30 protein-coding genes are annotated in these 26,730 nt (G+C 39.0%); 15 read left to right on the top strand and 15 right to left on the bottom strand.

All coding sequences use genetic code 11. The annotated features are described in order from the left end of the window. Positions 1-45 precede the first annotated feature (45 nt). Both CGC50_RS03920 and CGC50_RS03915 read left to right on the top strand, forming a co-directional pair. A complete protein-coding gene (locus CGC50_RS03920) occupies positions 46-408 on the top strand; it encodes a CidA/LrgA family protein (protein ID WP_095909765.1) in 363 nt (120 codons plus the stop codon). Continuing rightward, entirely contained in the window at positions 395-1,087 is a 693-nt protein-coding gene (locus CGC50_RS03915; protein WP_095909764.1) for an LrgB family protein, read from the top strand. The genes CGC50_RS03920 and CGC50_RS03915 overlap by 14 nt, the downstream gene beginning before the upstream one ends. On the opposite strand, the gene lpxB is transcribed toward CGC50_RS03915, so the two are convergent. After that, entirely contained in the window at positions 1,055-2,191 is a 1,137-nt protein-coding gene (gene lpxB / locus CGC50_RS03910; protein WP_095911278.1) for a lipid-A-disaccharide synthase, read from the bottom strand. The genes CGC50_RS03915 and lpxB overlap by 33 nt on opposite strands. 76 nt (positions 2,192-2,267) lie before the next feature. On the opposite strand from lpxB, the gene CGC50_RS03905 reads away from it, so the two are divergent. The 7 genes from CGC50_RS03905 (at position 2,268) to CGC50_RS03875 (ending at position 5,894) form a co-directional block, all read left to right on the top strand. Continuing rightward, positions 2,268-3,020 carry an RNA methyltransferase gene (locus CGC50_RS03905; protein WP_095909763.1) on the top strand — a complete coding sequence of 251 codons (753 nt, stop codon included), beginning with the start codon at positions 2,268-2,270 and terminating at the stop codon, positions 3,018-3,020. 30 nt (positions 3,021-3,050) lie between these two features. Then, the gene (locus CGC50_RS03900; RefSeq protein ID WP_232781186.1) at positions 3,051-3,353 is read left to right on the top strand and encodes a peptidase; all 303 of its coding nucleotides are present in this window, start codon (positions 3,051-3,053) and stop codon (positions 3,351-3,353) included. Further along, positions 3,322-3,570: a hypothetical protein gene (locus tag CGC50_RS03895; protein WP_095909761.1), complete on the top strand. Its 249-nt coding sequence runs from the start codon at positions 3,322-3,324 to the stop codon at positions 3,568-3,570. The genes CGC50_RS03900 and CGC50_RS03895 overlap by 32 nt, the downstream gene beginning before the upstream one ends. Continuing rightward, positions 3,567-3,938: a DUF6911 family protein gene (locus tag CGC50_RS03890; protein WP_232781185.1), complete on the top strand. Its 372-nt coding sequence runs from the start codon at positions 3,567-3,569 to the stop codon at positions 3,936-3,938. The genes CGC50_RS03895 and CGC50_RS03890 overlap by 4 nt, the downstream gene beginning before the upstream one ends. Positions 3,939-4,007: 69 nt before the next feature. Further along, the gene (locus CGC50_RS03885) at positions 4,008-4,379 is read left to right on the top strand and encodes an immunity protein (RefSeq protein ID WP_232781184.1); all 372 of its coding nucleotides are present in this window, start codon (positions 4,008-4,010) and stop codon (positions 4,377-4,379) included. 373 nt (positions 4,380-4,752) lie between these two features. Beyond that, a complete protein-coding gene (locus tag CGC50_RS03880) occupies positions 4,753-5,331 on the top strand; it encodes a Crp/Fnr family transcriptional regulator (protein ID WP_095909760.1) in 579 nt (192 codons plus the stop codon). Between the two features lie 77 nt (positions 5,332-5,408). Continuing rightward, positions 5,409-5,894 carry a hypothetical protein gene (locus CGC50_RS03875; protein ID WP_095909759.1) on the top strand — a complete coding sequence of 162 codons (486 nt, stop codon included), beginning with the start codon at positions 5,409-5,411 and terminating at the stop codon, positions 5,892-5,894. Positions 5,895-5,984: 90 nt separating this feature from the next. On the opposite strand, the gene CGC50_RS03870 is transcribed toward CGC50_RS03875, so the two are convergent. From CGC50_RS03870 to CGC50_RS03840, 7 genes are read right to left on the bottom strand one after another with little or no spacing between them, the layout of a single operon-like run. Continuing rightward, entirely contained in the window at positions 5,985-6,557 is a 573-nt protein-coding gene (locus CGC50_RS03870) for a phosphatase PAP2 family protein (protein ID WP_095909758.1), read from the bottom strand. Further along, positions 6,550-6,777 carry a hypothetical protein gene (locus tag CGC50_RS03865; protein ID WP_002670689.1) on the bottom strand — a complete coding sequence of 76 codons (228 nt, stop codon included), beginning with the start codon at positions 6,775-6,777 and terminating at the stop codon, positions 6,550-6,552. Before CGC50_RS03865 ends, CGC50_RS03870 begins: the two co-directional genes overlap by 8 nt. 23 nt (positions 6,778-6,800) lie before the next feature. Continuing rightward, entirely contained in the window at positions 6,801-8,177 is a 1,377-nt protein-coding gene (locus tag CGC50_RS03860; protein WP_095909757.1) for an MATE family efflux transporter, read from the bottom strand. Next, a complete protein-coding gene (locus CGC50_RS03855) occupies positions 8,174-9,829 on the bottom strand; it encodes an Ig-like domain-containing protein (RefSeq protein ID WP_095909756.1) in 1,656 nt (551 codons plus the stop codon). Before CGC50_RS03855 ends, CGC50_RS03860 begins: the two co-directional genes overlap by 4 nt. Before the next feature lie 3 nt (positions 9,830-9,832). Further along, positions 9,833-10,675: an aminotransferase class IV gene (locus tag CGC50_RS03850; RefSeq protein WP_002670657.1), complete on the bottom strand. Its 843-nt coding sequence runs from the start codon at positions 10,673-10,675 to the stop codon at positions 9,833-9,835. A gap of 51 nt (positions 10,676-10,726) precedes the next feature. Further along, positions 10,727-11,254 carry a KdsC family phosphatase gene (locus CGC50_RS03845; protein ID WP_002670514.1) on the bottom strand — a complete coding sequence of 176 codons (528 nt, stop codon included), beginning with the start codon at positions 11,252-11,254 and terminating at the stop codon, positions 10,727-10,729. Further along, positions 11,244-11,999 (bottom strand): Rossmann-like and DUF2520 domain-containing protein, encoded by a 756-nt coding sequence (locus CGC50_RS03840; protein ID WP_095909755.1) that lies wholly within the window; start codon positions 11,997-11,999, stop codon positions 11,244-11,246. The genes CGC50_RS03845 and CGC50_RS03840 overlap by 11 nt, the downstream gene beginning before the upstream one ends. 113 nt (positions 12,000-12,112) lie before the next feature. Between CGC50_RS03840 and CGC50_RS03835 the strand changes: the two genes are divergently transcribed. From CGC50_RS03835 to CGC50_RS03815, 5 genes are all read left to right on the top strand, one after another. After that, positions 12,113-12,502 carry a lipocalin-like domain-containing protein gene (locus CGC50_RS03835; protein WP_002670458.1) on the top strand — a complete coding sequence of 130 codons (390 nt, stop codon included), beginning with the start codon at positions 12,113-12,115 and terminating at the stop codon, positions 12,500-12,502. A 75-nt stretch (positions 12,503-12,577) separates the two neighbouring features. Beyond that, complete coding sequence (locus tag CGC50_RS03830) at positions 12,578-13,237, top strand: hypothetical protein (RefSeq protein WP_002670562.1); 660 nt, start codon at positions 12,578-12,580, stop codon at positions 13,235-13,237. 71 nt (positions 13,238-13,308) lie between these two features. Beyond that, positions 13,309-13,908, top strand: coding sequence for an acyl carrier protein phosphodiesterase (locus CGC50_RS03825; protein WP_095909754.1), 600 nt, complete (start codon positions 13,309-13,311; stop codon positions 13,906-13,908). 26 nt (positions 13,909-13,934) lie between these two features. Beyond that, complete coding sequence (locus CGC50_RS03820) at positions 13,935-16,103, top strand: PepSY domain-containing protein (protein ID WP_095909753.1); 2,169 nt, start codon at positions 13,935-13,937, stop codon at positions 16,101-16,103. A gap of 1 nt (position 16,104) precedes the next feature. After that, on the top strand, positions 16,105-16,839 hold the full coding sequence (locus tag CGC50_RS03815) for a polysaccharide deacetylase family protein (protein ID WP_095909752.1): 735 nt from the start codon (positions 16,105-16,107) through the stop codon (positions 16,837-16,839). Positions 16,840-16,880: 41 nt separating this feature from the next. Here CGC50_RS03815 and CGC50_RS03810 read toward each other — a convergent pair whose 3' ends face one another. From CGC50_RS03810 to CGC50_RS03780, 7 genes are all read right to left on the bottom strand, one after another. Then, on the bottom strand, positions 16,881-18,446 hold the full coding sequence (locus tag CGC50_RS03810) for a DUF4270 family protein (protein ID WP_095909751.1): 1,566 nt from the start codon (positions 18,444-18,446) through the stop codon (positions 16,881-16,883). Between the two features lie 15 nt (positions 18,447-18,461). Continuing rightward, positions 18,462-19,733 (bottom strand): adenylosuccinate synthase, encoded by a 1,272-nt coding sequence (locus tag CGC50_RS03805; protein ID WP_095909750.1) that lies wholly within the window; start codon positions 19,731-19,733, stop codon positions 18,462-18,464. A gap of 2 nt (positions 19,734-19,735) precedes the next feature. Continuing rightward, positions 19,736-20,206, bottom strand: coding sequence for a Fur family transcriptional regulator (locus CGC50_RS03800; RefSeq protein WP_002670702.1), 471 nt, complete (start codon positions 20,204-20,206; stop codon positions 19,736-19,738). Positions 20,207-20,291: 85 nt separating this feature from the next. Continuing rightward, complete coding sequence (locus tag CGC50_RS03795) at positions 20,292-22,229, bottom strand: LTA synthase family protein (protein ID WP_095909749.1); 1,938 nt, start codon at positions 22,227-22,229, stop codon at positions 20,292-20,294. An 88-nt stretch (positions 22,230-22,317) separates the two neighbouring features. Further along, entirely contained in the window at positions 22,318-24,075 is a 1,758-nt protein-coding gene (gene rpsA, locus CGC50_RS03790; protein WP_095909748.1) for a 30S ribosomal protein S1, read from the bottom strand. A gap of 180 nt (positions 24,076-24,255) precedes the next feature. Next, a complete protein-coding gene (locus CGC50_RS03785; protein ID WP_095909747.1) occupies positions 24,256-24,573 on the bottom strand; it encodes a rhodanese-like domain-containing protein in 318 nt (105 codons plus the stop codon). Between the two features lie 8 nt (positions 24,574-24,581). Then, positions 24,582-25,772 (bottom strand): pyridoxal phosphate-dependent aminotransferase, encoded by a 1,191-nt coding sequence (locus CGC50_RS03780; protein ID WP_002670659.1) that lies wholly within the window; start codon positions 25,770-25,772, stop codon positions 24,582-24,584. 136 nt (positions 25,773-25,908) lie between these two features. Here CGC50_RS03780 and CGC50_RS03775 point away from each other — a divergent pair, with 136 nt between their 5' ends. Beyond that, positions 25,909-26,706, top strand: a complete 798-nt coding sequence (locus tag CGC50_RS03775) for an SDR family oxidoreductase (RefSeq protein WP_095909746.1) — start codon at positions 25,909-25,911, stop codon at positions 26,704-26,706. Positions 26,707-26,730 lie beyond the last annotated feature (24 nt).

Here is a 26,730-nt window from a genome sequence, read left to right as displayed (position 1 = left end):
TTGTCATTAAAGTTGTAATTTTGCGCCCGTTTTAATCACTATCCTATGTTAATCAGATATTGTGCTATTATCTTTGGCTGTTTGGCCTTAGGAGAATTGATCGTTTATCTTACAGGAATTCACTTTCCTTCCAGTATTATAGGGATGATACTACTGACCCTTTTTCTACACTTAGGCTGGATCAAGCTGCATTGGGTCAAGGCTTTTTCCGATATGCTAATCTCTCACTTGGGACTGTTTTTCGTACCACCCAGCGTGGCTATATTAGCTTATTTTGATCTTATTGCCAAGAATTTTTGGTCTATCAGTGCCGCTATTGTCCTTAGTACCATTATAGTAATGGTCATAACAGGTCATGTGTATCAGTTTATCCGCAAAAGAACCAAACAGCATCATGAGAATATTTGAAAATCCTTTAGTCCTCTTAGCTATCACCTTTGGTGTGTATTACGGAGTCCTTATGCTCCAGCAGAAATACAAATCAGTATTTCTAAATCCTGTCATGTTAGCGGTTTCTGTCCTCATTGGGTATCTGATGATCTTCAATATCTCTTATGAGACTTATGAGAGCAATGCAGGAATGTATATTGATTTTTGGCTTAAGCCTTCTATCGTGGCTATGGGAGTACCCTTATACCAACAACTCTCCAAGATTCGCAAACAACTCCTGCCGCTGTTGGTTTCCCAGTTTGTGGGTAGCTTGGTCGGTATTCTCTCGGTATGCTATATTGTTAAAGGGTTAGGTGCTGATCAGCATATCATTCGTTCCTTAGCTCCTAAGTCAGTTACTACCCCTATTGCCCTTGAAGTGTCCAAGACCCTACACGGAATTACCTCCCTTACGGTAGCTGCTGTGATTGTAACAGGCATCTTGGGGTCTATCTTAGGCTTTAAGGTACTCCAATGGACAGGCATCAAAAGCCCAATGGGGCGAGGTATTTCCTTGGGAACGGCTTCCCATGCCTTGGGGATTATGGCTGCCTTTAACCTTAGCGAAAAGCACGCTATCTACGCCAGCTTAGGGATGATTTTTAATGGAATCTTCACTGCTGTGTTAGCTCCTATCGTAATGCCCTTTATTTTGTAATGAAGTATAGATAGCCTGAGCAGTCCTTTCGCTCGCGCCTTCTTTGCCCAGCTTTTCTCGCAAGGCTTCGTAATTGTTAAGAAGTTTTTCTCTATAATCAGGATTAAGGAGTTTGTTTAGTTCTGTTTTGAGGTTTCGGGTATTGAGGTCTCCCTGAATGAGTTCGGTGACTACAGGAGCATCCATGATCAGATTAACCAAAGAAATATACTTGAGGCTGATTACCCGCTTGGCTATCTGGTAAGAAATCCAATTGCCACGGTAACAAACCACTTCAGGAACACGGAATAAAGCCGTTTCCAAAGTAGCTGTACCACTGGTAACCAAGGCTGCATGTGCATGAGAGAGCAGGTCGTAAGTTTTCCCACTGACAAAATGTACATTTTCTTCCTTGATAAACTGTTTGTAGAAATCATATCCTAAAGAAGGTGCTCCCGCAATGACAAACTGATACTGATGGTAGCTTCCTACCACTGAGAGCATCACTGAGAGCATCTTGGCAATTTCTTGTTTACGGCTACCAGGTAGCAAGGCAATAATAGGACGCTCATCTAAGCCGTTTTCTCTTTTGAATACTTCCTCACTAACCTCCTTACGAGCTGCAATAGCATCTAACAGAGGATGTCCTACAAAATGTACAGGATATTGGTGCTTCTCTTCATAGAAATCTTTTTCAAAAGGTAGAATGACATACATAGCATCTACATCCCTTTTGATTGCTTTGATACGGTTTTCTTTCCAAGCCCATATCTGTGGAGAAATGTAATAATGGGTAGGGATCCCCCGCTGCTTAGCCCACTTAGCGATACGCATATTGAACCCAGGATAATCGATGAAGATAATCGCATCAGGCTGAAATTGTATGATATCTCGTTTGCAAAAATCAATATTTCGAAGAATTGTCCTAAGATTGGTAACCACTTCCCAAAATCCCATAAAAGCCAAATCGCGGTAATGCTTAATGAGTTTTCCCCCAACAGCCTCCATGCGATCCCCTCCCCAGAAGCAAAACTCCGCCTTGGGGTCTATCTGCTGTAGGGCACGCATAAGGTTAGCCCCATGTAAGTCGCCAGAGGCTTCCCCTGCGATAAGGTAGTATTTCATAGTGATGAATATTTTTGCAAAGATACTATATTTTCCGAAAATAATTGTATATTTGCCTTGCAATTATTTATCCTATATGCTAAGCAAAAACCAACTCAAGTTAGTACAAAAACTCTCTCAAAAGAAGCATCGTAGCGAAACAGGCCTCTTTGTGGTAGAGGGGAAGAAGAGTATAGTAGAGTTTGTCGAAGCAGGCTACAAAGCTGAGGTAATTTATGCTACAGATACCTTCTCTGCAAGTCTTGGGCAGCAACCCTTAACCCTTGTTAGCAAGGAGGAACTCTCTAAGCTAAGTACTCTAAAGCATCCTGATGAGGGGGTGGCTATCTTTCGACAGCACAAGAGAAAAGGGATACTTCAAGAGGGGCTTATCTTGGCCTTGGACAATATTCAAGACCCAGGTAATTTGGGAACGCTTATTCGCCTATGTGATTGGTTTGGGATAGAAACGCTTCTATGTAGTGAGCAGACAGTGGATTGTTATAACCCCAAGGTCGTACAAGCCTCTATGGGGTCACTCTCACGGGTGGAGGTGCATTATCTCTCTTTGGAAGGCTTTTTAGCTACTTGTGCACTTCCCATATATGTCGCTACTCTACAGGGAACAAACCTCTATACAACTACTTTTCCAGAGGATTGTGTGATTGTTCTTGGTAATGAAGCCAATGGAGTAAGCCCGGAGGTGGCCGCCTTGGCCAATGGGGCTATTACCATACCGCGCTTTGGCAAGCTACAACAAGCAGAAAGCCTTAATGTAGCTATGGCGGGAGGGATTATAGTAAGTCAGATAAAAGGTAAAGCCAGCGAGGGCTCACAGCTGGGTATGTGATAAAGTAAGATGGCAATAGAGAGTTTTTTTATGATAGAGACTTCTTTTAGTGACTTAAGAGAAAAGCTCAAAGAAGAAATAGTGCGAGTAGATAAGGAATATGATGAAATGACGATTTCTTATCATGGTTTTTTCTCTTGGATGTATTTTTATAAAGAAGGAGAAGCTTATATAGAAGAAGAGGAGAAAGCAAAATTACTGGTAAATATCAAACACGAATCAGCGACACCACCTAGTGTTATTACAGCTTTTAAGGAAAAACTTTTATCTTTAGGATTTTGTGAAAGAAAAATATTTGATAATGAAGATAGTACTAACACAAGCACAATATAACCTATTGATTGAGGTCATAAAAGGAACTTCTTCTTGCTGTACTCTCTTATCTTCTAAAGAGGATGAAGTATGTGTCGAAATGCAAGAAAAAGATATAGAAGATGCTATAGACTGGCTTGTATATGAGCTTGATATAGAAGGATTTGACGCCAATGATGAACTTACTCCTAAGGGGAAAATATTGGAACCACTTATAGATATTTTGGAAAATATATGATGCTAACAATTGATAATCAGTTGTATATGGTTAATTCTGTGGGAGAATTAATACATCACCTTATTCCCCTTTCTAAGAAGACAGAAGCAGTGCTTCGTTTATCTTTGGAGGATAGTTGGGATTCGGATGCAATCTCTTGTCAAATAGATAAGGGCAAATATTTGTTGCTTTATTATACTACAGATCTTGATAACCCTACTGAGAAATATCCTCGCAGCTATCATAGAGGACTTGAAACTCATAAAAAAGTAGAGATAAGGGGAAACTTTTATGATGAAAATACCATTTGCTATGATTATGGATTGCTATTGATGTTGTTCAAAGAGTTTTTTCAGCAAAAACAAATTCCTTTGTATATCTTATCTTAATTATAAGAGGGGAAATCGGTGAATCGCATAGCTATTGTAGCCTTTTTTTAATATTGAAAATTAGTAAGAATGATGTACTTAAATGATTTTAGTCAAGAATACTTTGTAGATTCTTTGGAAGAATTAGAAATATTACTAAAAAAACGTTTTTTAGAGGAGGTCAATTTTTTTATTTTAACTTTTAAGGAAAATGGATTCCCCCAATTATCTGCATTTGTCAGGGGAAATAAATGTGTTATCTACTATTTAGAAGAAGAGGTACAATACATTAGTAAAGGAAAAGCAAGTGAAGGGATAGAGGTATTTGTTGAGGATATACACGGGACAGAGGTGTTCCTTAGCAAGGACAAAGTGCTGACTATTGATGAGTTTTATAGGATTGCACAATCCTTTTTCGAGACACAGGCAAGGCCTGATTTTATTCAATGGGAAAAGATATAAAAAAATCCTTACATTTTTTATAAAACGAAAACAAATAAGGATTCTATTGAGAAACTCATAATTCAAAATCCTCTATTATTTAAAAAGTACAACGGGTTGATAAAATAATAATTATAATACATATATTAAATAAAGCATATAATTCAAGTTTAGTAGAGAGTTTATTGATAACATTATCAATAATGAGCTAAAGGATTTGCCAGATAATCAACCTCTTTATGAAGAAATCAGAAAGGTTAAGGGAATTTGGGATAATTAACTGGTTTGGGGAAGATAAACCAAGAAACCTGCTAATTAATCGTATATTTTCCCATCGTTTTAGTGTTAGTTATTTGCAAAAATAAAAAATCAGAATAAATAATTATCTTATAAAATGTATAACGAATTGCTTTTAAAAAAGATAAGGAAATATATAACTCTTTCAGAGGAAGAATGTGCTTTTATAAAAGAGCTTTTTAAACCCCTATCTCTTACCAAAGGAGAAATACTATTGCAAGAAGGTAATACTTGTAAGTATTTCTCTTATGTAAATAAAGGGCTTTTAAGACAATTTATCAATTATGAAGGAAAAGAACTTACTATACATTTTAATGAGGAGGATACTTTTATTTGCGATTTTGAGAGTTTTATAAGTAAGACTCCTTCACAAAAAACAATTATTGCTCTTGAAGATAGTGTTTTACAAATGATTTCTTACAGTAATCTGCAACGATTTTACAAAGAAATAAGAGAAGGTGAACGGTTTGGTAGATTACTACTTGAAGAGACTTTTATCGAAGCCATACACTACATCATTTCGGGACTTGCTGATAGTCCGCAAGAACGTTATTTGAAATTTATGAGACAATATAAAAATATTGAACAACGGGTTGCACAGAAATACATAGCTTCGTTTGTGGGGGTTACTCCACAATCATTGAGCAGAATTAGAAGAAGAATAGCCTATATGTAATTTATTACCCAAAGTTAATTTTTATCTCATCACTTCTGTGTTACTTTGCATCTCAGAAATTAAAAACAGAATGACAGATGAAAAATAAAAATTTTTTTCAACGGATGGCTCAATTGATAGCTATTTTTGGGCTTAGTTTATTAATAGGAAATATTTCGGCTTTTATAGCCATGAATATGCTTTCTATACCAAAAGATACTTTATTCTTCTTATGGCAACGCCAATTTATAGATGCAATGGTTCAACTGGGAATGATTAAGGGAATGTGGTTGCTTTTTATAGACAATATTGTAATTTATTTATATCAAAAAAATCGAAAAAATTTACTATTGCTTATACTCTCGATTATTGTATTTGTATTGGGGGAGTTTTTTATAGTTCCCTTATCTTATGAAACTTCACGTATAGCCTTTCAACAGTATGAAATGAATCAAGTAACTTCTGATTTTCTTATAATAAAGCATAAAGAAGATGTTTTAGGGGGATTTAATCTGTTTATATTGCTGATATATCTAATTATTAATATTTTTTATAAACAGGAAGAAAATAAAGTAAAAAATTGATTATTGGGTGTAAAAAATGCAAGATTGTCCTAAAATCTCGCATTTTTTTTATTTTTATTTCAGAAGTAAACTAATTGGAATAATAGCCAATTATTTCACTCTCTTGACAATTATTTTCTTGTAAAAAAAGTACATACCATAGCCTATAGCAAGTCCTATACTCAGACCTGTAAGCACATCGAAGGGGTAGTGTACCCCTAAGTAGATACGACTATAGGAGACCACTGCAGCCCATAGCAAAAGTATTATAAGAAGCCTTGGGTAGAGAGGTCTTAGCACCTGACCCAAGAACATAGCCAAGGCAAAGGTATTGGCGGCATGGGCAGAGAAATAACCGAATTGACCTCCACAGCGAGTAAAACGCAGTTGTCCATTAATCAATGGATTATGGCAGGGACGCAGACGGTGAAACTGAACCTTGAAGAGATTGGAGAGCTGGTCGGTAAGTGCAATCATCACCGCCACACACAGAAGAATAAAGAAAAATCTCTTGAGAGAATGATGCTTATAACACAGCCAACACAGCCATGCATACAAGGGAATAGCCCCCCATTTGTTGGTGACAAAGAGCCAGAATCCATCCCATAGGGGGGTGCCTAAGCCATTGAGAAAGAGAATCATCTCTTGGTCAAGGCTATTTAGAGTATCTATAAAGCTATTCATAACGGCTTATTTCTCGGTCATAGAAAGCGATAGCCTCCTGAATAAGACTCTCAGCAGAGGCTTCGAGTTCTTCTTCGTCCTCCTTGTCGAACTCCTCCAACCATTCTACCTCATCGTCAGCAAGGTTGAGGATAAAGCGAGGAAATTCTGTGTGAATGATAAAAATAGCGTCGGGATAATCGGTATTATCACCGAGCAAAAATTTAGGGAATGATGCCATAATTAGTTTTTAGTTTTTAGTTCTTAGTTCTTAGTTTGATTATTCCTTATCAGTCTGCTTGATAGTATTAGAAAACGAGTGGTTTGTAATAGTGCTGAGAAAGCCAGTCCTACCAGAAGCCCTATCCAGATACCAGTAGTCTTCAGTGAGCTATGCAGTCCTAAGTAGTAGCAAATAGGAAAAGCAATCACCCAATAAGAAATAAAAGAGAGGATCATAGGTATCTTGGCATCTTGTAAGCCGCGAAGTGCTCCCAAGGCAACCGTCTGCAAGCCATCTACTATTTGGAAAAGAGCGGCTATCAGGAGCAGATGAGCAGATTCTTCTATCACAAGATCAATATTGTCCACGGTGTCGAGCTTCTCTGTATTGAGAAAAAATTCTGGTAGCTGGTAGCGCAATAGCCCTATAAGCCCCCCTAAGACCACTTGTGTCAGGAGTATGAAAAGGAAAATAGAGATGGCTACACGGCGCAGGGAGATATAATCCTCCATGCCTTTGTAGTTACCTACTCGTATCATGGCCACTACACTCATTCCATTGGCAATCATAAAGGTCAAGGTTGCTATACTCAGGGCAATTTGGTTGGCTGCTTGATAGATCTGTCCCAGTACCCCACTAAGCCAAGTGGCAGCAATGAATACTCCTGCTTCAAAAACCACTTGCAGACCAGAGGGGACCCCTATATGAATGAATTTTTTGATCATGGTACTATCTATCTTAGGCATAAGATTTTTCATATACTGGGTCATACGAGTATCCTTGTATAAGATGCCCCATAGTAGGATAGGCATCACCACTCGTGAGGCCAAAGTACCTACCGCAGCCCCCAATACCCCCATACGAGGGCAGCCCCAATTCCCATAAATAAAGAGATAATTGAGGAAAATATTGAGCAAATTGGCGGTAATAGTTACATAAAGTGAATACTGAGTGATAGAGAAACCATCTGCAAACTGCTTGAGTGCTTGAAAGAACATCAAGGGGATAATCGAGACAGCTACCATATGTACATAAGGAACCGCCAAGGCGATAACCTCCTCTTTCTGTTGGGTGTAGAGCATTAAGGGCTTAGAGAGAAAGAGTCCAGCAAATATAATCACTCCTAACAAGGTATTGATTAGTAGTCCATGAGTAAGTATGGATTTTGTCTCGGCTGTATTATGTTTTTTAACCGATTCGGCAGTAAGGGTAGTTATCACTGTAGAGAAACCAATTCCAAAGGACATCAGTAGGAACACATAGCTATTGCCCAGGGAAGCTGCTGCCAGTTCTAGGGTGCCAACCTTTCCCACCATAGCCGTATCAATCACTCCTACTAAGGTATGTCCTAGCATGGAGAGTATAATAGGGAGCGCTAAGCGAAGATTGTAACCAAATTCGTTGATGTATTGTTTCATTTTTCCACAGATTTTTCTTTGGGTTGTTTGGGCTTTTCTTCAGCCTGTTCGGCAAAGGAAATATCCTGTTCTACTTCCCAATTGGCACGTAATTCTATTTCTTTAGCAAAGTAGCGAATGATTTCTGGTTGTTTTCTTTGGAGAAAGTTTCCAGTATCCCATTTTTTGTTGCGGTTCTTGTCCTCTACAATGCGCAAGAGATAGTTCCCTGCCTTCAGGTAAGGGAAATGATAAGTAGGACTGCTCTTTTCTATGTATTGACTATATAGTACATTCTTTCCGTCCTTATCTGTAAGTTCTATAATAAAAGGCAAGGATAAAGAATCCTTGAAAGAGACTTTTAGAGAAGCAAAATCCTCAGCCCGCTTGGCAGAAAAAGATTCTTTGAGGGTGTCACTCTTCTGGTGATAAAAATCCTCAAAGGCACTTAGAGCCGTAAGATGGTATTTTTCTCCTTCTTTCACAGGAAAGGTAAGGGATACTTTCTCTGAGTTGGGAGTAAAATCTACTTTGTAATCAACCAATGTACTATCTTTATCCCTGATTTGCAAGACTTTTGGGTCGAAAGCAATCAGAGGGATATTGGAGAGAAAAGTAATTTGTTCCTCTGTAGGGGAGAGACTTTTGTGTTCGCTGGAGATGGCCAACTTTTCTCCCTTCATTTTTCGATACTTGACAGTAAAAATATCTGTCTTTCCAGTTCCCTTCACTTGTAGTCTTAGCGAGTCCTTTATATCAGGGTGATACCATAGCCATAATGTATCCTTCTTAGGTTCTTTGGTTATTGTCCATTTGAAATCCGCAGGGAGAGGGTCAAGGGGCTGAACCTTGATACTGTCTTTTTCCCCTTGGTAACCTATACTAATACGTTTTTCCGCCGAAAGGAAAGGGCGGGATACCTTCGTAGGGAGTTTTTCCTTGAATAAGGAAAGTACAAAGGAACTATCTGTGGTAGGAAGGGTGATAAATTCTTGATGGAAACCTATTTTATCTGTCTTAGGATCAAATAGATAGTTGTTGTCCTTATCCTTCATAGCAACCAATAGATACTTTCCTGCCTTCAGGTGGGTGAGCTTGAAGGAGGTAAGACTATCCAACGTATTGCTCACATACATAGGTGGTTTCTTGTAGACAACAGAATCGGAGAATTTCTCCCCTACTTCATAGAGCATGACATTTACATAGTTGTCCGCTTTGGGATTTTCAGCATCTACAATGTGCCCCTTTAGTGAAAGAGAGTCAATATACCCCCCTGTGGAGAAGGTATAGGTATAGAAATTCAGTGGGTTGCCCTCGTTGTTGTCCTGTATACTCTTACCAAAGTTGAAAGTATAAGTAGTATTGGGTTTCAGTGTATCCAATATCTTGATATCTATATATTTAGAAGCATTCCCTGTAGGGGTAATATTGGGGAATATTTCCATAGGGGGCGAGATAATTAGTTGCTTACGGATGTCCTTAAGAGTCACATATTCATCAAAATAGATACGAATATGATTTCCAGTAAAGTGTAACGAACCATTCGCTGGAGTGGTACGCAATACTTTTGGAGGGGTCCTGTCTTGTTCTCCTCCCGTAGGAGAGCCAATACGAGCACAAGCTATGCATAAGATATTGATACAGAGAGTTTTGATAAAATAAGTGTGTTTCATAATCTATCCTAATCGGGCAAGGGTATTGAGTTTTCCTAATAGTTTGACAGCTATAGTGTTAGGAAATTCTTTCTTGCGGTATTTGGTTACAGATTGTATTCCTTCACGGGTATTGGTAAGGAAAAGTTCATCGGCCTTTTGCAATTCAAAAGGAGAGACACTGCGCTCTTCCAAGGAGAAATCCTCTGTTTTTCCAAGCGCTTCTATTAGTTTCTTACGAGTAATCCCATTGGGGGCTCCATCGGATAGAGGAGGGGTTACTATTTGGTTTCCAAAAACTAAGAAGAGGTTACCATCCAGAAAGCTAACAACATTCTTCTGAGTATTCATCAGGATACAGTTCTGATAATCGTTCTCCTTGGCAAAAACACTTCCGATAATATGGAGCATTCGATTGGTTGTATTAAGCGTAGAGAGTAAGTCTGCCTGAGTATAGTAATCCTTGAAAAGTTCTACTTCGTAAGGGATGTTAAGGTTTTGGTAGAAAGGTGTAGTAATTCCTTCTATATCCATGCAATAGTTCACCTCTTGGCTCTGTGGGGTATATCCGCCTCCTTCCTTGCGAGAGATCGTCGTACGTACTAGCACAGGCTTGCCAGAAAGGGCATTACCTTGGATAGTTTTTTGGATTTCACTCTCCAAGAACTCAAGGGTAAAGCTATCGGGGATATCCATACGTGAGATACGCATGGTAGCCATTAGCCTAAGGTAGTGTTCCTCCCAGAAGATAAGTTTCCCTTCTACATATTTGACAAGGTCAAAGACGCCATCTCCATAGAGGAAACCGCGATTTTTAGCCGAAAGAGCAGGGGAGGTTTGTTGTATTTCTCCGTTATAGTTTATCATTTAGTTACAAAATTATATAAGCACAAAGGTACAAATTATTTTTGGGATCACCTAAAGCCTGTGAGTAAGTTCGGTTAGCCATTTGCCCTGCACCTTCATTACCTGTTCTATGACCTCTCTTACACAACCTTGGCCACCTCCCAAATGAGAGATATATCGAGCTACTGCCTTCACCTCAGGGACCGCATCCTGAGGGCAAGTAGGGAGGCCGACAAGCTTCATAGGAGCTACATCGGGGATATCGTCGCCCATATAGAGAATTTCCTTGGGATGGAGGTTATATTTGTCCATATAATCCTTTAGAGGTTCTATCTTGAGGTGGTTGGCCATATATACATCAGTTACGCCTAATTGCTCGAATCTCAGGCGGGTACCTATGTTGTTCCCTCCTGTAATAATAGCGATACGATACCCTTGGTTGATCGCCTGCTTGATGGCATAGCCATCTTTTACATTGAACGAACGTAGTAAGTCTCCTTCATTGGTTACCAAGACTTGGCATTGGGTAAGCACTCCATCTATATCAAAGATAAAAGTGGTGATATCCCTGAGGAGCTCTTTGTAATTTTTATTGTCCATAAGTTGTTAATATAGAGGTTGATATATCTTTGTAAATGTCTTTTTCTATACCTTGTAACAGTTGTAAATGTTTCTCTATCACTGCTCTATCGCCACGCTTGGCAGGCCCTGTTTGTCCTTCAAAGAAATTGTGTTGTAATCCCTTGCGACAGGTCTCTTCCAGTAGCGGCTGGAGTAGCTCAAAAGGGATCTGCTGGTTAGAGCAAAGCTGCTGACTAAGATACCACATGTGGTTGGCAAAATTATTCAAAAAGACAGCAGCCACATGCAAATACTGCCGCTGGAGGCTATCTATAGCATAGCACTTGGGAGAAAATTCCTTAGCCAAACCCTCCAAAAGGTCAAAATCAGTGGCTTCTTCAGTTTCCAAACAAAAGGGGATTTTGGAAAAATCTATTTCTTGTTCTTTGGAAAAAGATTGTAAGGGGTAGCATACTCCTCTCCTTTGCCTATCACTTAAGTCCTTCATAGGGACACTGCCAGAGGTATGTACTACCAATCGTCCCTTAAAAGGAAGAGAGGAAGACAAAGGCGCAATCGCCTGGTCTTTTACCGAGAGAATGTAAATATCGGCAGGGAGCAGTGCCTCCATTAGGGAGGTCTTCTCCACAGGAATGGTATCAAACTCAGGGGATAGGGGACTGCGGTTATATATCTGTATAAGTTGATATTCAGTACTTTGACTTAGTTTTTTAGCTAAGTGGTAGGCTACATTCCCTCCTCCTAATAGGACTACTTTTTTCATCAATAGCAAACAAATGCCAAAAGTACTACATTTTCACGAGACTAAAAAGATTTATTTTATTTTTTTAGGTCAATTCAAAGAAAAGCTGTACATTTGCACTTAAAATTACATTCATGAGAAGACTTATAGGCATCACTGCCCTTTTAGCACTACTAAGTGCTTGTTCTGACAAAAAAGGCTCTCTTTCAGGAGATTGGAGAATGGAGAGTATCACTGTAAATGGGAAACAACAACCCTTGGATGATTGCACTAAGAAGACCTATCTTAACTTTGGGAAGGATTCTATCACCTATCACACTTTCATGCCTCAGGCTGATTGTAAGGAGACTGTCTTCCACTTAGCCTACAAGGCTACCAAGGATAGTCTAAAAGTAACTAATGAGACAGGACGTATAGAGCGTAGCTACTACGCTGTCAAAGGAGATACTCTAACCATCACAGATACAGCGGAGATGGGAGGACAGAAGTTCACTTCAAACCTTATCCTGATAAAGAAAAAATAATTCCTAATAAAGGGCTGCCAGAGAATACTTTAGGCAGCCCTTTTATTTGGCATAATTTTTGCTCGTTCCCCTTATATGAGAACATTTTTATTTTTATTCTTTGTCTTTTCTATCCAGCTATATGGGCAACCTGAAAAACTCTCTTCAGGGAAATTTATCCTTGTGCCCAAGAAAGAAGCACCTCAACAGCCTAAAGGTAGTGAGGAAAAAACCTCAGAAGTATCTTCTTGGCTAAAGAACTATCAGAAAGATCACCCTACTCCATCTTTTTCTTCAGAGGATAAAGGGGTGGACTTCACAGGGCAATATCGTAAACAGTACGACAAGAAAGAATTTACCCTTCCACAGAGCCAGACCGACCTGAAGCTAGATAAAGAGCAAGACCTTTCTGCTCTCAGAGGAGATAAGTCCTATGGGGAATTCAACAGCACAGCCGATGCAGTGGGAATCTTCTGTAGGGACTATGCCGATGTGGATGGGGACTTAGTGGATATATACCTCAACGATGAATTGGTTATAAGCAATGTGTATCTCAGGGGCGACTATCAGCGCCTACATATTCCCCTAAAGGTAGGGTTTAATAAAATAGAAATCAAAGCTCTTAATCAGGGGCTCTATGGGCCTAATACGGCCGAGTTCCGCGTGATAGATGATAATAATCAAGTCCTTATCAACCAAACGTGGGCTCTTCTGACAGGTTATAAAGCCCGTTTTGTGATTGTTAAAGATAAATAGTAATGATTAATGATTAACGCCAATAATGATTATTTCATAATTCGTTAATCATTAATCATTAATCATTGGAGATGAATTTTTTAGCGCATATTTTTTTATCAGGAGAAGGGGATGATTTACTAAAATTAGGGAACTTTATGGGGGATACTGTGCGAGGAAAACAGTATTTGAACTATCCTAAAGAAGTACAACGAGGGATTCTTCTACATAGACAGATAGATACTTTTACAGATGCCCATCCACTTTTTCGACAAAGTAAAAAGAGGTTGGTGCCTTTTTATGGACATTATGCAGGAGTGATTACTGATGTTTTTTATGACTATTTCTTGACTAAACACTGGAAAAACTTCTCAACAGAGGATTTAGATGGCTATATTGAGCGTTTTTATACCCTTATACAAGAGAAAAAGGAGGTGTTAAACCCGCAAATGCAGTCCATTGCTAGCTATATGATGCGAGATAATTGGCTCAAAGCCTACCAAAGTTACTCAGGTCTTGCTCAAATCCTCTATCAGATGGATAGGCGTACTGACTTCCGTTCTCAGATGCAGTATGCGGTAACCTCCCTACAAGCGGAAGAGTCTCTTTTTGAAGAGGAATTCTTCCCATTTTTTACTCAATTACAAGAATTTGTAAATAAAAAATCTGATTATCAATCTTTAGAAACTTAAAATTCAAAACCTGAAATTCAAAACTAATGATACGTTATATCCATTTACTATTGGCCATTGTAGCCTCTGTATTCTTTGCTTTAGCAGCTGTAACAGGGATTGTCATAGGAATCAATAATATAGATCGGCAATATCCCTCTTATAGAGCAGAGAATCTTGATCAAATCACCTTAGCTCAATCCATAGCTGGAGTGAAGAGTGCTTATCTCGATGTCAGCTCTCTTACTATAGATCCACGAGGCTTTGCTGTGATCAAGGCTACAGATATGGAAGGAAAAGAGGTGAATGCTCATATAGATCCCCTTACAGGAAAGGTATTGGGAAAGATTGAAGAAAAGTCTACTTTTGTTAAGAAAATGGTTTCTCTACATCGCTCTTTGGAACTGAAGAATGTAGGGCGTATTATTATGGGATTCATGGCACTATTCTTAGTTTTTAGTTCAGTTTCGGGGCTTATATTAATCTTTAAGAAGCAAAATGGGGCTAAAAATTTCTTTAAAAAAACAGTGAAAGATGGGTTCTCTCGCTACTATCATACTCTTTTGGGTAAATGGGTGCTTATTCCTTTGCTAATATTAGGGCTTACAGGCACTTATCTTGTATACAATCGTTTCTTAGGGGCAAAAATAGAGGCAAATCATCAAGTAGATTACACCATAGAGGAAGCCTATGACGGAGAAGATCCTATGGATGTACAACAGATAGCTATATTTAAGCAGATCACTTTGGACAAGGTGGTGAGCGTAGAGTTTCCTTTCGATACCACTCCTGAAGATACTTATTTGGTAAAGCTCAAGGATAAGGAGCTGGTAGTGAGTCAGTTCACGGGAAATGTGCTCAGTGAGATTACTTATCCTAAGACACAGGTTTTTGCTCGTTTCTGTAAGGATTTACACACAGGGCGTACCAGTGTGTGGTGGGCGGTAGTTTTGGTGTTTTCCTGTGTGGGCATGCTCTTTTTTATCTATACAGGATTTGCTATCACCTTCTCTCGCAAGTCGGTAAAGGTACGCAATACTTGCACTCCAGCCGAGGCTGAGTATATCATACTCTATGGTTCAGAGGGAGGAAATACCCTTGTGATAGCCCAAAAGGTTCTTATTCAGTTACAGAATTTGGGAAAGAAGGCCTATCTTACCCCTCTCAATAGCTACCAGAGCTATCCTAAGGGAAGTCATTTGCTTATATTTACCTCCACCTATGGGGTGGGGAATCCACCGAGCAATGCTGATAGGTTTCTTTCTTTGCTTCATAGTACACTACAGGAGCAAATGTCCTATACCGTGGTAGGTTTTGGCTCTAAGCTCTATCCAGATTACTGTGCTTTTGCTAAGGCTATAGACCAAGAGCTCAAGGGGCAATCATGGGCACAACCTTTCTTGCCCCTGTATACAGTTAATGATCAATCTATAGAAGAGTTTCTGCAGTGGGTAAAGAGTTGGAATACACATAGTGAACTTCTCCTAAGTGAGCAGAAGAGTGCTTATGAGGGAGAAAGAGCGCCTTTCTTCTCTCTAAAAGTTCTCAATACCATTAAAGAAACAGGAGAGGGACATATATTTACCCTACAATTGCAGACAAATAAGAAATACACTTCTGGAGATCTTTTAGCTATTTATCCAGATGGCAAGCAGGAACGCCTCTATTCGATAGGAAAAGTAGGGGGACAAATACAGCTTACTGTGAAGCTACATCCACATGGATTGGGGTCTAACTATCTGTATCATTTGCAGAAAGGGCAGCAGCTCAAGGCACGCATTATTTCGAATCCCTCATTCCATATACCTAAAGAGGCTAAAAAGGTAATTTTTATTAGTTGCGGAACAGGGATTGCTCCTTTTTTAGGAATGGTTGATCAGAATAAAAACAAAGAGCTCCATATATATGCCGGATTTGGGCATAATAATGATAAATCCAAGGAATATAGTGCTTTTTTTGATGAGCAGAAAAGAAAAGGAAAGCTAAGAGAATACCATTTTATCTTTTCAAGAGAGCAAGATGAAAAGAGATATGTGACTGATTTGCTTAAGAGAGATGCTGCATTTGTCAAAGAGACTTTGGATACAGGGGGAGTGATTATGATCTGTGGTATGTTATCTATGTATAAGGATGTAGCCCAGTGGATAGATGAATCTATGCCTTTTTCGACAGCGTATTATAAAGCCAGTGGGCAATTTTTAGTAGATTGTTTTTAAAATGACCAAGCATACCTATAACTGCCTGTTCTTAGTCCTTGGTATAGGGATAGGCTATTACTTGCATCAAGGATGGTGGTATTACCTTGGGGTGATATTGCTTTTTGTTGGAATACTCTCTTGGGGTGTGTTTGATATTCGCTTGTCTTATTTTATTCCAACTATTTATCACTTAAAGGATAGAAAGGTCAAGCAAGTAGTGCTCACCTTTGATGATGGTCCTACCGAACTTACACCTCAATTTTTGGATTTGCTCAAGCGCTATGAAGCTAAGGCAGTTTTCTTTTGTATAGGACATCAGGTGGAAAAACATCCACAGATTCTCCAGCGAATTAAAGAAGAAGGACATCTGATAGGTAACCATACCTACAGTCATATTCCCCAAAACTGTTTTGTCTCCACCACTACTATGATCTGTGAAATACAGCGTGTAGATAATATATTGACACAAGAGGGAGTAACTACTCCTTATTTTCGTCCACCCTATGGGATTACTAATCCGCATATAGCAAAAGCGGCAAGACAAACAAAGAAAAAAGTAGTAGGTTGGGATATCCGTTCGTTGGATACAGTGATTAAGGATGAGGAAAGGCTGTTTAAGCGTATCGTATCCAAGTTGTCACAAGGTAATATTATTCTAATGCATGATACCTCAGAACGTACCCTTAGGGTACTTGAGAGGCTCTTACAATACTTACAAGACCATCATTATAAAATAGTAAACCAAATAGAATAACAAAAGAGGCTATCCGAAAAGGGTAGCCTCTTTTTAGCTTTCTATTCTGTCAGAGTATAGTAGACAATAAGTTTGAGCTTCTTAGCTTCAGGCACAGAGGAGCTGTTGCCATAAAGCACAGTATATAGGGTGTTTTCAGCTGTTCCTAAGACAGTTTTCTTTTCTTGGTTATTACTATCTTTGTACTTAATACTCTTCATTGCAGAGATAGTTGTTCTACTATCCTGAGAGAGGTGAGTGGATACTGCCAATCCTATTTTTACATTATCTGCATTGTTTTTGATAAGAGTTGTTAGGTGGTCAGTAATACGTATATGATAGTAGTAATTACCTGCCTTATCTTTCTTTAATTTTCCTATAGAAGAAATATCTGCAGAAATTTTATTGGTAAGTTCTCCTGCATAATCACTCAATATAGTCCCTTTATCTGCATTATAGGGTAATACATAAGAAGGCAATTGGCTTACATTTACTTTAGAAGTATCCACATACAAGAGCAAATCGGCCTGGTTGATAATAGGTTTCTTTGTCTTAAGCATTTGGAAGATACGGTTGTTCTCAGGGATAGTAATCTCAGCAGTATATCCTTGACCTCCTTTGAGATAAATCGAGTCATCAGATAGGGTTACATTCTGGTTGGTAACCTCATATTTGTTAAAGTAAATACCATTGAGAGATAATTCAAAGGAATTTCTTTTGGTATAATCACGATTGTCTTTTTTGTAAAGATAAGTGTAGATCACCTCAATCTTAGCATTCTTGAGATTGATTTGAGCCAAGAGATCTTGAGAAAAATTAGAGGATGAGATTACAATTCCTTTCAAGACTTGAGAGAAAGAAGCACTTGAGCTAAGAGAGGAGTCTCCCTCTTTATCTAATAGATAACTTTGGAATAGAGTAGGGGAGAGTTCTATACGAAAGCCAGGAGAAAGTTTGTCTTTTTCCTGAGTGGATTCGTTCTCAGTGGTAGTAGGATCATCGAATTTCTTACGAACAATAGCCTGATTGGAAGCTCCAGCTACAGTCACTTGAGCTAAGGTTGTAGCAGTAGGAAGTGAAGTGTTAGAATAATAGACTTGATTCTCTAAATTACTGTCTATATTTCTTAGATTATAGTTGAGTTCCTCTACTTTCATAGAGAACTGAGCACTTTTATTTCCGTAGATGGAGTCCAACTTATAAGTTTTGACAGTCTTGGAGGCATCATTAGGGTCTTTTTCCGTTTTTTCTGTAGCATAGAAAGGTAAGTATAGATATACTTTTTCTACCGTTTCATTTTCATTATAAGAAGAAGTTTCTTCTGTTTTGTTTTTCTCTCCAAAAGTAGGATTGGCAGTGCTCAACACCACTTGGCTTACGATGGAGACATTGGTAGTTCCTAAGCTTCCTTGGGTAAGCTGTCCGAAGATAGGATTATTCAGGTCGTTGGTCTGAATAGCACTTTCTTTTATATTATTGAATTCCAAAGGGATAGAATCCTTTTTAGGTGTGAAAAGAGGTTCTCCTAAGATATTGCTCCCTACCTGCTGAATGTCTCCATCTGTATTGCAAGAAGGAGTTAGCACACAAGCAGAAAGGAGTAGAAGGTAGGTATATATATGCTTCATTCTTTTATATGTTAGTTAAAATAAAATAGTTTGTGTACGATCCGCACCGACAGAAACCAAAGTGATAGGCACTTCTACTTCTTTTTCGATAAAGCGGATGTAATCCAAAAGCTCTTTAGGTAAGTCATGTGCACTTTTTATAGCAGAAAGGTCAGAAGACCAGCCTTTAAGCTCGGTATAGATAGGGGTTATCTCCTCGGTTTCAGTTGCATAAGGGAAGTGCTCAATGGTCTCTCCTCTGTAGAGATAAGCGGTACATACCTTTAGGGTATCAAAACCACTAAGTACATCTGCTTTCATCATCATCAGTTGAGTAACTCCACTAAGGCGGATAGCATAGCGTAGTGCTACTAAGTCGAGCCAACCGCAACGGCGCTTACGCCCTGTAGTTGCTCCTACTTCTCGTCCTATCTGAGCGATTTTTTCTCCTGTCTCATCGAAGAGTTCTGTAGGGAAAGAGCCACTACCTACACGAGTGGTGTAAGCCTTGAAGATCCCCATAACATTCTTAATTTGGTTAGGAGCGATACCTAAGCCAGTGCAAGCACCAGAAGCAGTTGTATTGGATGAAGTAACAAAGGGATAGGTGCCAAAATCAATATCTAGCATAGACCCTTGTGCGCCTTCGGCGAGAATCTTTTTGCCTTCCTTCTGAGCATGGTAGAAATAATCTTCGCTATCGATGAAGGTGAGCTGTTTCAAGGACTCAATAGCTGCAAAAAATTCCTCTTCTAACTTCTTAAGATCATACTCCAAAGACACCTTAAAGAAGCCAATCATAGAGAGGTGTTTATCGGTTAATTCTCTATAAAGCTCAGGGAAATTGGGGTGTTCCAAGTCTCCTATTCTAAGTCCATTACGCCCAGTTTTATCCATATAACAAGGACCTATTCCCTTGAGCGTAGAGCCGATCTTAGCTTTCCCTTTGGAGAGCTCAGAAGCTTGGTCTAAAAGACGGTGGGTAGGTAGGATGATATGAGCCTTGCGAGAGATTAGTAAGCGTTGCTTGATGTCGATCCCAAAAGGGTCTAATGCTTCTATTTCCTTTTGGAGAATGATAGGATCTATCACTACTCCGTTACCAATAACATTGATAACATTGGGGCGGAAGATACCCGAAGGAATGGTGTGTAATACATGCTTTACCCCCTCGAACTCAAGGGTATGTCCTGCGTTAGGCCCTCCTTGGAAGCGGGCAATGATATCATATTTAGGAGTAAGAACATCTACTATCTTCCCCTTTCCTTCATCTCCCCATTGGAGACCAAGTAGCAAATCTACTGACATGATTATTGATTTTGAGCTTCGTTAGTGTTTTCTTTTTTGTTGCGCCTACCATAGAAATAAAGAGAGTGGTTGTCAATAGTGATATCAAAAACCTCCTCTATAGTTTGCTTGATAGCTTGGATACGAGGGTCACAGAACTCCACTACTTCTCCTGTGTCGGTAAGAATCACATGGTCATGTTGGCGGTCAAAGTATGACTTCTCATAGTGAGCCTGGTTTTGTCCAAACTGGTGACGACGTACCAGCCCACAATCCAAAAGAATTTCTATAGTATTGTAGAGTGTAGCACGGCTTACACGATAGTTTTTATTTTTCATTTTGATATAGAGAGACTCAATATCAAAATGTTCATTACTATCATAGATTTCCTGAAGTACAGCATATCGCTCGGGAGTCTTGCGATGTGCATGCTCTTCTAAATATTTAGTAAAAACCTTTTTAACTATTTCTTGATTTTCTACATTTGTTCCCATAAAAAAGTATCTATTTCGCGACAAATTTACAAAATAAAAACAGATGGACAAAATTATTTGTTGTTTATTTGCAAATTATTGAACATCAATTGTTGTTAGGGTCTAATTTGTGATGGATAATTCTGTTCATATAGTCCTGAACGAAAGCCTTTAGGTCTTGGATTCCTTTTTGGATTTCAGGATTGTCTTCCTTGCCTAAGAGGTTATTTTTCATGGCTCTATCTTCTTTTTTATAGATACCATTGACCTTGCCATTTTCATCAAGGATATAGAGATAGTTTCCTTGCATAGAACGATAGTTGTGCCCATCAGTGATATAGGCTTTAGGTTCTTCAGTGTGAGAAAATAGACTGCGCCCCCATGAGCGGAAGGGTTTGTTATATCCCATCAGGTCAACTAAAGAGGGATAAATATCTATTTGTTGGGCAATATCGGAAGATCTTCCTGGTTTTAATAAGGAAGGATTTGGACTGAAGAACATAATAGCGGCTCCCATATTGGTAATAGGTTCTTTGTAGCGATCATAATAAGTTTGATTTGGGTGATCATTTACAAATGCAAAAATAGTATTCTCAAACCAAGGTTCTTTCCTAGCGCTTTCGAAGAATTTTTTTAGCGCATAATCTGTATAACCAATACACTGATGGATTTCTAAGTTTCCTTTGTCAAATTTTCCTTCATATTTTTTAGGGATATGGAAAGGATGATGGGAGGAAACTGTGAATATAGTAGAGAAAAAGGGTTCTTTTTTCTTGCTTAATATTTCATTCATATACTGAAAGAAAGGTTCATCCCAAATTCCCCAAATACCATCATAATCGGCCTCATTGTTATATTCTGTTTTTCCGTAATAATGATCAATTCCTAAAATATTAGAGAAACCTAAGAATCCCATAGAGCCATTGGGCGCAGAATGGAAGAAAGAAGTATCGTACCCCATTTCTTTGGCTATAGAAACTAAGGATTGGGTAGGTTGTTTTACATAAGGAGAGGAGGTGTAGGCAACCTTTAGAGTAGGAATACCTGCTAACATCGAGGACATCCCATGGATAGATTGCCAACCATTACAATAAGCATTATCAAATACATAAGAATGTTGTGCTAAGGAGTCCAAGAAAGGAGTATAAGATTTGTAGTTAGGAATATTTTCTCTTGTATTCATACATCCCCAATATTCCTTTCCAAAACTTTCTAAAATAAACAGAACTATGTTAGGCTTTTGATTGACTTCTCGGTGATATTCTTTGATAGGTTTGATGTTTTTTTCAATATAATCCTCAGATACGAAATTATATTCTCTGAATCCCTTATTTTTACCAATAGTCCGAATTAAGGTAAAGGGAGTGTTCAGTATCATATCAGCTTGTGCTGCTATAGTAACATGCCGGCTAGCATCTAAAATATTAATAGGGCGAGTAGAAGTAGCCAAATCTCCTCCTCTAATTCCAGCTAAGGTGAGTAGGCCAAAAAAGATAAAAAAGAATAAAGAAGAAATGAAATAGCTTTTCTTACCTATTTTAATAGGTCTAATTTGAATTTTTTTATAAAAATATACCCATATGGCAACCAATAAGAAAAATAGGATAAACATATACCAATACATTCCCAAAAAAGTTAGCAATAATGTTCCTTTGTTATTCTCATTTTCAATAACAGCAAACGAAGCTGTAGTAAGACGAGTCTTGCTAAAAGGATAATATAACATATCAGGAAAGTTTGTACTATAAGCTATGATATTGGTAATAAAATAGATGTAGAATACAATCTTTTGATAGTTTTTGTTTGTATTGATCCACAAGGGTAATATACTCAATAGTATAAAAAGTAGGTTCACATATAAAATAGCTGTAGTATCAAAGGCAATTCCGTAATATAAAAAAGAAAGAAATTCTGAAGTATTTTCAATAGGGATAATATCTCTATTGAACAAAAAGAATAATACTCGAGCTATCATATAAAAAGCATAAGCTAAAAATATACGATATAGAAATACCAAATATTCGTTGGTGCGAATGTGTTTCATAAGAAAATAGGTTTGAAAAAGTAAAAAAAGGTACTACTTTAGAACAAAGTAGTACCCTAAAACAAAAATTATGAAAAAAACTAAACCACTATTGTTCCTTTTCCATTTTGTCTTTGAGTTCTTGGAGTACATCCAAGTCTCCTAAAGTGGATTTTTCCACTTGCTGTGTAGCCTGGGTAGCTGCTTCTTTCACATTTTTCTCCTCTTCTTCTTTGAAGATAGCGGTGTGAGAAGCTACTACACGCTTGAATTCCTTACTGAACTCAATGATCTTGAAATCAGCAGTATCTCCTTTGCCCAATTTCTTGCCACTTTCTGTTTCTAAATGACGAGAAGGGACGAAGGCTAAGATATCTTCATTGAAAGGAACAGTAGCTCCTTTGTCTGTAATCTTAGAGATAGTACCTTGGTGGATAGTACCTACACCAAATTCATTTTCGTATTTATCCCAAGGATTAGCCTCCAATTGTTTGTGACCTAAGGCAAGCTTACGTGTATTTACATCAAGCTCAAGTACAACTACTTCCATCTTGTCACCTACAGCGCAGAACTCAGAAGGATGTTTGATTTTCTTAGTCCAAGAAAGGTCAGAGATGTATACAAGTCCATCAATACCTTCTTCTAATTCTACAAATACACCGAAGTTGGTGAAGTTGCGAACAGTTCCTGTGTGGCGAGATCCTACAGGGTATTTGGCTGTGATGTCAGTCCATGGATCTACAGTAAGCTGTTTGATACCCAAAGACATTTTTCTTTCATCACGGTCTAAAGTAAGGATTACAGCTTCTACTTCATCACCTATGTTTACGAAGTCCTGAGCAGAACGCAAGTGAGTGCTCCAAGACATTTCAGAAACGTGGATAAGTCCTTCTACTCCTTCAGCTACTTCTACGAAAGCACCATAGTCAGCGATAACTACTACTTTTCCTTTTACTTTGTCACCTACCTTAAGCTCGTCAGAGAGAGCTTCCCAAGGATGTTTTTGGAGTTGTTTTAGACCCAATTGGATACGGGACTTGTTATCATCGAAATCAAGGATTACTACATTGATCTTTTGATCAAGCTCCAATACTTCGGTAGGATGGTTGATACGAGACCAAGAAAGGTCTGTGATGTGGATAAGTCCGTCTACTCCTCCGAGGTCTACAAATACTCCGTAAGAAGTGATATTCTTCACGATACCTTCGAGTACTTGACCTTTTTCGAGTTGGCCAATGATTTCTCGTTTTTGTTCTTCTATATCAGCTTCGATAAGAGCTTTGTGAGATACTACCACATTCTTGAACTCATGGTTGATTTTCACCACCTTGAATTCCATAGTTTTATTTACAAACTGGTCGTAATCGCGAATAGGTTTTACATCGATTTGAGAACCTGGTAAGAATGCTTCTATACCGAATACATCTACAATCATACCACCTTTGGTTCTGCATTTTACGAAACCATTGACAATCTCTCCACTTTCGAAAGCAGCATTGACTCTGTCCCATGCTTTGATGGTACGAGCTTTTTTGTGAGAGAGTACTAACTGACCAGTTTTATCCTCACGGATATCCACCAATACTTCCACTTTGTCACCTACCTTTAGGTTAGGATTGTAGCGGAATTCATTGAGGGAGATAACTCCTTCACTTTTTGCATTGATGTCAATGATAGCTTCGCGGTCAGTAAGGTGAGTTACAGTACCGATGACAAGTTCATCAGCTTGAGTGTCCACGAAGTTGTCTTTTACAAGGCGTTCGAACTCATTGAGTTTGTCTTGGTCTACTTGGTCAATACCTTGTTCGTACTTAGTCCAGTTGAAGTTGTCCAACTGTTCTTGTTGTTCTTTAGTAATTTCAGCCATGTGCTGATAAGGATAAATTAACTATGCCATAAGCCAAGGGAGAGAGCACAGATAGCATAGGTTAGTGATACATTAATTTATTTTATGTAATATCTTTCCCTTGATGGTTTGCTCAAAGATTTTGCAAAGGTACGACTTTATTTTGAAATACAAAATAAAATAGTAGATTTATTTTACGGTTTATATAATAGGTAATCCTGCTTCTTCCCAAGCGAGGATACCTCCCTCTAAGTTTGCCAAATGGGTATAACCTTGACTCAAGAGGAAGTCAATCGCTTTCTGACTTCTTACTCCTGATCGGCACCCGATAATAACCTTTTCATTGGTCGGAATTTGACTGAAATTCTCGGGCAAAGTCGAGAGAGCAAGGTGTAGATAACGAGAGGTATCATAGCGTTTTTGACTCACTTCATCTGTTTCTCGTACATCTACAAGAAGAGTTCCTTGTTGGGTAAGTTCCCAAGCTTCTTTTGGGGTAACATGTTGTATTTCTGTCATAGTTGTTTTTATAAAGTTAGGGCTTCTTTGATACGGCGTAGTGCCTCGCGAAGGTCTTTTTCACTGGTAGCATAGGAGAGTCGCAAGCAGCGAGCATTGCCAAAGGCTTCTCCTGTTACGGTGGCTACATGGGCTTCTTCTAAGAGGTACAGGGCTAAGTCTCCTGCATTATGGATGGTTTTTCCTCTCAGGGTCTTGCCAAAATAGTAAGATACATCAGGGAAGAAGTAGAAAGCTCCTTCAGGGAGATTGGTCTTGAATCCCTCTATTTCGTTGAGTAATTCATGTACTATATCCCGACGGTGACGGTACTCGTCTATCATATATTGTATTTTGCTCAAGGGAGCTTTCAGGGCGGTGATACTAGCGCGCTGAGCTATACAGTTGGCGCCGCTGGTGATCTGTCCTTGCATCTTGGCACAGGCCTTGGTAATCCAAGCGGGAGCTCCCATATATCCCATGCGCCAACCGGGCATCGCAAAGGCCTTGGAGAGGCCATTAACAGTAATAGTACGCTCATACATCCCTTCTATTTCAGCCATGGAGGTATGTTGTCCTATATAATTAATGTGTTCATATATCTCATCAGAAAGGAAGAAGATATGAGGGTATTTGCGGAGTACCTCTGCTAAGCCTTCTAGCTCTTCGCGAGAGTAAATGGTACCACTAGGATTGCCAGGGGAGCTAAGCCATACCATTTTGGTGCGTGGAGTGATAGCTGCTTCAAGCTGTGCGGGAGTAATCTTGAAGTTGTCTTCCAGTGTAGTGGGTATATCCACGGGTACTCCCCCAGCGATTTTAGTAATATCAGAATAACTCACCCAATAGGGGGTAGGAAGGATGACCTCATCACCAGGGTTGATCATCACTAAAGCAACATTCGAGAGACATTGCTTAGCACCTGTTGATACAATAATCTGATCAGGGGTGTAGTTCAGGTGGTTGTCTTTCTTGAATTTCTCACAGATGACTTCTTTTAGTTCCATGTAGCCATCCACGGGCGAATACTTGTTGTAATTCTGCTCAATAGCTTCGATGGCTGCTTGTTTTACAAAGTCAGGTACCGCAAAATCGGGTTCACCCAAGCTAAGGCTGATGATGTCCTTTCCCTGTGCCTTTAGTTCACGAGCCTTGGCGGCCATGGCAAGGGTGGCGGAGAGTGCCATATTATTTACACGATCGGATAAAAACTCTTTCATAGGTTTGTCGAAATTTAGTAGGATGTGTTCCAAAAAACAAAAGTACGATTTTTTTTGGCAAGTAGGTCAAGAACTATTAAAAAAATTTGCGTATCTTTTTTTTTAAGACTACTTTTGTCCTTTCTAACAAAAAAACATGAAAGAAATCGTACTTATTACAGGTGCTTCCTCTGGGATAGGGAAGGCTACTGCAGAGCTTTTAGCTAAGGCAGGATATATAGTATATGGGAGTGCAAGGAATCCTCAAGAAGTTCTACAAGGAGTTACTATGTTGGCTATGGATGTGCGAGATACTGCTTCTGTGCAGCAAGTTATAGCTACTATTATAGAGCGCGAAGGACGTATAGATATCCTTATTAACAATGCTGGAGTAGGCATCACAGGAGCTATAGAGGAGACTCCTATAGAGGCCTTGGAGAATGCCTTTGAGACTAACTTCTTTGGGGCTGTACGCACTATTCAAGCAGTACTTCCTATCATGCGGAGTCAGTGTAAAGGATTGGTTATCAATATTACTTCTATTGCATCCTACATGGGCTTGCCTTTCAGAGGGGGGTATTCGGCGAGTAAGGGCGCCCTATCCCTGCTTACAGAGACACTACGTATGGAAACACAACAATTTGGTATTACCTTCTGTAACTTAGCTCCAGGTGATGTAGCTACCGATATTGCTTCTCGGCGCTTTCATACTCCAGCCATAGAGGGCTCTCCTTACAAACAATATGCCGAGGCACTGCCACTGATGAATGAGGATGTAGACAAAGGAATGCCTGCTGAAGCCATAGCTCAGAAGATTGTCCAAATCATAAGAAAAAAGAATCCTAAGGGACACTATGTAAAGGGAAAATTCATAGAACGACTCTCACTATTGTTAAAGGCCATATTACCGGCTAAGTGTTTTGAGAAATTGCTCAAAAAACATTATAACCTCTAAGGAGGAAAGTTGTTAAAAGTCAAT

The organism is Capnocytophaga gingivalis, from assembly GCF_002302415.1.
GTDB classification, from domain to species: domain Bacteria; phylum Bacteroidota; class Bacteroidia; order Flavobacteriales; family Flavobacteriaceae; genus Capnocytophaga; species Capnocytophaga gingivalis.
Note: the sequence above shows the minus strand (reverse complement) of the source record. Positions and strands in the feature narration are given on the sequence as shown.